5 protein-coding genes and 1 pseudogene are annotated in these 3,639 nt (G+C 73.1%); 5 read left to right on the top strand and 1 reads right to left on the bottom strand.

Features of this window, described 5'->3' with window-relative positions; genetic code table 11:
* From A9O63_RS00215 to cobJ, 4 genes are all read left to right on the top strand, one after another.
* A partial coding sequence (locus A9O63_RS00215) for a cobaltochelatase subunit CobN (RefSeq protein WP_205631805.1) occupies positions 1–531 on the top strand: 531 nt, incomplete at its 5' end.
* On the top strand, positions 531–1,160 hold the full coding sequence (locus A9O63_RS00210; RefSeq protein ID WP_069330116.1) for a precorrin-8X methylmutase: 630 nt from the start codon (positions 531–533) through the stop codon (positions 1,158–1,160). The genes A9O63_RS00215 and A9O63_RS00210, both read left to right, overlap by 1 nt.
* Positions 1,160–1,891, top strand: coding sequence for a precorrin-2 C(20)-methyltransferase (locus tag A9O63_RS00205; RefSeq protein WP_180325446.1), 732 nt, complete (start codon positions 1,160–1,162; stop codon positions 1,889–1,891). The genes A9O63_RS00210 and A9O63_RS00205 overlap by 1 nt, the downstream gene beginning before the upstream one ends.
* Positions 1,888–2,622 carry a precorrin-3B C(17)-methyltransferase gene (gene cobJ, locus A9O63_RS00200; RefSeq protein ID WP_069330114.1) on the top strand — a complete coding sequence of 245 codons (735 nt, stop codon included), beginning with the start codon at positions 1,888–1,890 and terminating at the stop codon, positions 2,620–2,622. Before A9O63_RS00205 ends, cobJ begins: the two co-directional genes overlap by 4 nt.
* Here cobJ and A9O63_RS00195 read toward each other — a convergent pair.
* Positions 2,598–3,341 (bottom strand): cobalt-precorrin-6A reductase, encoded by a 744-nt coding sequence (locus A9O63_RS00195; protein ID WP_069330113.1) that lies wholly within the window; start codon positions 3,339–3,341, stop codon positions 2,598–2,600. The two genes, cobJ and A9O63_RS00195, sit on opposite strands and share 25 nt — an antisense overlap.
* Between A9O63_RS00195 and A9O63_RS00190 the strand changes: the two are divergent.
* Positions 3,340–3,639 (top strand): annotated as a pseudogene (locus A9O63_RS00190) (cobalamin biosynthesis bifunctional protein CbiET); the annotation flags it as partial. The gene A9O63_RS00195 and the pseudogene A9O63_RS00190 overlap by 2 nt on opposite strands.

Raw genomic sequence — 3,639 nt, 5'->3', positions numbered from 1 at the left:
GGGCGGCTGCGCGCGGCCGACGCCTTCGCCCATGTGCAGGATCTGGCCGAGACCGACCTTCTGATGGCGCACGACCATGCCGCCCACGAGGGCGGCTTTGCCGCGGCGCTGGCCCGGCTCGGGCGCGAGGCCGCGCTCTATCACCTCGACGCCAGCCGCCCCGACCGGCCCCGCGCCCGCAGCCTCACCGAGGAGCTGAGCCGCATCGTCCGCGCGCGCATCGCCGATCCCGCCTGGGCCGATGGCATGATGCGCCACGGCTTCCGGGGCGCGGCCGAAATCGCGGCCTCGGTCGATCATCTGGCGAGCTTCGCCAACCTCACCCGCGCGGTGCCCGACGGGCTCTTCGACCTCTGCTTCGAGGCGACGCTGATGCGCGAGGATCTCGTGGCCTTCATGGCGCGCGAGAACCCCGCCGCCCTCGCCGCCCTCCGCGACCGCTTCCGCGCGCTGGCCGAGGCCGGGCTCTGGCAGCCGCGCCGCAATTCCATCGCAGCCCTCCTCGCCTGCGTCCCCACGGAGACCCATTGATGGCCCATCGCTACGAAACCGACGGGGCGGCGATCTACCGCCAGTCCTTCGCCACCATCCGAGCCGAGGCGGCGCTCGCGCGCTTCACGCCCGAGGAGGAGGTGGTGGTGGTCCGCATGATCCATGCGGCCGGCATGGTGGGGCTCGAGGCCCATGTCCGCTTCTCGCCCGGCATGGCGATCGCGGCGCGGGCGGCGCTCGAGGCGGGGGCGCCGATCCTCTGCGATGCGCGGATGGTGAGCGAAGGCATCACCCGCCCGCGCCTGCCGGCCGGAAATCCCGTGATCTGCACGCTGCAGGATGCGGAGGTGCCGGAGCTTGCGAAATCCATGGGCACCACCCGCTCGGCCGCGGCGCTGGAACTCTGGCGGCCGCATCTGGCGGGCGCCGTGGTCGCCATCGGCAATGCGCCGACCGCGCTCTTTCACCTGCTGAACATGCTCGAGGATCCGGCCTGCCCGCGGCCCGCGGCCATCATCGGCTGCCCCGTGGGCTTCGTGGGCGCCGCGGAATCCAAGGAGGCGCTGATGCAGGACCTGCCCTGCCCGTCGCTGATCGTCGAGGGCCGCCTCGGCGGGTCGGCCATCACGGTTGCGGCTGTCAACGCCCTTGCCTGCCGGGTGGAATGATGGGCCGCATCATCTGCGCGGGTCTCGGCCCCGGCGACCCCGATCTTCTGAGCGTCAAGTCCGACCGGCTGATCCGCACCGCCCGGCATGTGGCCTATTTCCGCAAGGCCGGCCGCGCGGGACAGGCCCGCCGCATCGTCGAGGGGATGCTGCGCCCCGACGCCGTCGAATATCCGATGGATTATCCGGTCACGACCGAGATCCGCTTCGACCATCCCGACTACAACCGGATGCTGGCCGAATTCTACGACCTCTGGGCCGACCGGCTGGCCGAGCTTGCGCGGACGGAGGAGGTGGTGGTGCTCTGCGAGGGCGATCCGCTGTTCTACGGCTCGTTCATGCATCTGCACAGCCGGCTGCAGGGCCGCGCCGAGGTCGAGATCGTGCCGGGCATTCCCGGCATGGCCGGCTGCTGGAACGCGGCCGGCCTGCCGATCACCTGGGGCGACGATGTGCTCTCGGTGCTGGCGGGCACGCTGTCGGAGGAGGATCTGGCGCGCCATGCGGCGGCGGCCGATGCGGTGGTGGTGATGAAGACCGGGCGCAACCTGCCCAAGGTGCGCCGGGCGCTGGAGGCCGCCGGGCGGCTCGAGGAGGCCTGGCTCGTCGAGCGCGGCACCATGCCGGGCCAGCGGGTCGCGCGGCTGGCCGAGGTCGAGGGGGCGGATTGCCCCTATTTCGCCATCGTGCTCGTCCCCGGACGCGGACGCCGCCCGGAGCTTGCGGAATGAGCGGCTGGCTCGTGGTGGCGGGTCTCGGGCCCGGGGCCGAGCACCTCGTCACGCCCGAGGTCTCGGCGGCTCTGGCGGAGGCCACCGATGTGGCGGGCTACATCCCTTACGTTGCCCGCGTGGCCGAGCGGGCGGGGCTCACGCTTCACGCGAGCGACAACCGGGTGGAGGTCGAGCGCGCGACCCATGCGCTCGAAATGGCGGCCGAGGGGCGGCGGGTGGTCGTGGTCTCCTCGGGCGATCCGGGCGTCTTCGCCATGGCCTCGGCCCTGTTCGAGGCGCTGGAGGCGCGGCCCGAGTGGCAGGCGCTGGATATCCGCATCCTGCCCGGCATCACCGCGATGCTGGCTGCCGCCGCCGCCGCCGGGGCGCCGCTCGGCCATGATTTCTGCGCGATCAACCTGTCGGACAATCTCAAGCCCTGGGCGCTGATCGAGAAGCGGCTGCGGCTGGCGGCCGAGGCGGATCTCGCCATGGCCTTCTACAATCCGCGCTCGAAGTCCCGCCCCGAAGGCTTTGTCCGCGCTCTGGAACTCCTGCGCGAGGCCTGCGGGCCCGACCGGCTCGTGACCTTCGCGCGCGCGGTCTCGACGCCCGAGCAGCATCTGCGCACCGTCACGCTGGCCGAGGCCACGCCCGAGATGGCCGACATGCGGACCGTGGTGATCCTCGGCAATTCGGCCACGCGCCGGGTGGGCCGCTGGGTCTATACGCCGAGGTCGGCCGGATGAGCGAGCCAGCCCAGCACCGCCTCGGGGGTCTCGAGGCGCGGACGCGGCGGGATCGCGGGCCGGTCGATCAGCACGACCGGCAGGCCCAGCTCGCGCGCGGCATCGAGCTTGGCGCGCGCGCCCTCGCCGCCCGCATTCTTGGCCACGATCCAGTGGATCTCGTGACGGCGCAGAAGCGCCAGATCCTCGGCCAGCGTGAAGGGACCGCGGGCGATGATCGCCTCGGCCAGGGGCAAGGGCAGCGCGTCGGGCGGATCGACGAGGCGCAGCAGGTAATGATGCTGCGCGCGGCCCGCGAAGGCCGCGAGATGCTGTCGCCCGATGGCGAGGAACACGCGGGCGGGCGCCTCGGGCAGCGCCTCGGCGGCGGCCTCGATCGAGGGGACGCGGAGCCAGCGGTCGCCGGGTCCCGCCGCCCAGGGCGCGCGTTCGAGCGCCACCAGCGCCGTGCCGGTGGCGGCACAGGCCTCGACCGCGTTCCGGCTCATCTGCGCGGCGAACGGATGGGTCGCGTCGATGACATGGGTGATGGCTTGGACCCGGATGTAGGCGGCAAGCCCCTCGACGCCGCCGAAGCCGCCCACGCGCAGGGGCAAGGGCTGCGCCACGGGCGCGGCGGTGCGGCCCGCGTAGGAGAAGACGGCCGGCAAGCCCGCCTCGGCCAGAGCGCGCGCCATGCGGCTGGCCTCGGTCGTGCCGCCCAGAAGGAGGATGCGCATGGCTGATCCCTGGCTCTCGATCATTGGTCTGGGCGAAGATGGACCGGCGGGCCTTCCGGATGCAAGCCGGGCCGCGCTGGAGGCGGCCGAAGTCGTGGTGGGCGGGCCGCGGCATCTGGCGCTGGTGGATGCCGGGTCGCGCGGGATGGAATGGCCGGTGCCCTTCGACCCCGCCCCCGTGCTGGCCCTGCGCGGCCGGCCGGTTGCCGTGCTCGCCTCGGGCGATCCGTTCTGGCACGGGGCGGGCGGCAGCCTCGCGGCGGCGCTCGCGCCCGGCGAATGGCGCGCCTATCCCGCG

This window comes from Cereibacter johrii (genome assembly GCF_001720585.1).
In the GTDB taxonomy this organism is placed as follows: Bacteria; Pseudomonadota; Alphaproteobacteria; order Rhodobacterales; family Rhodobacteraceae; genus Cereibacter_A; species Cereibacter_A johrii.
The sequence above is the reverse complement of the archived record's forward strand: the minus strand, read 5'-3'. Positions and strand labels throughout refer to the sequence as shown.

Bases quoted from the DNA above. Each gene is read 5' to 3' on its own strand.
- cobJ (WP_069330114.1), top strand. From the start codon at position 1,888: ATGAGCGGCTGGCTCGTGGTGGCGGGTCTCGGGCCCGGGGCCGAGCAC.
- A9O63_RS00205 (WP_180325446.1), top strand. From the start codon at position 1,160: ATGGGCCGCATCATCTGCGCGGGTCTCGGCCCCGGCGACCCCGATCTT.
- A9O63_RS00210 (WP_069330116.1), top strand. From the start codon at position 531: ATGGCCCATCGCTACGAAACCGACGGGGCGGCGATCTACCGCCAGTCC.
- A9O63_RS00195 (WP_069330113.1), bottom strand. From the start codon at position 3,341: ATGCGCATCCTCCTTCTGGGCGGCACGACCGAGGCCAGCCGCATGGCG.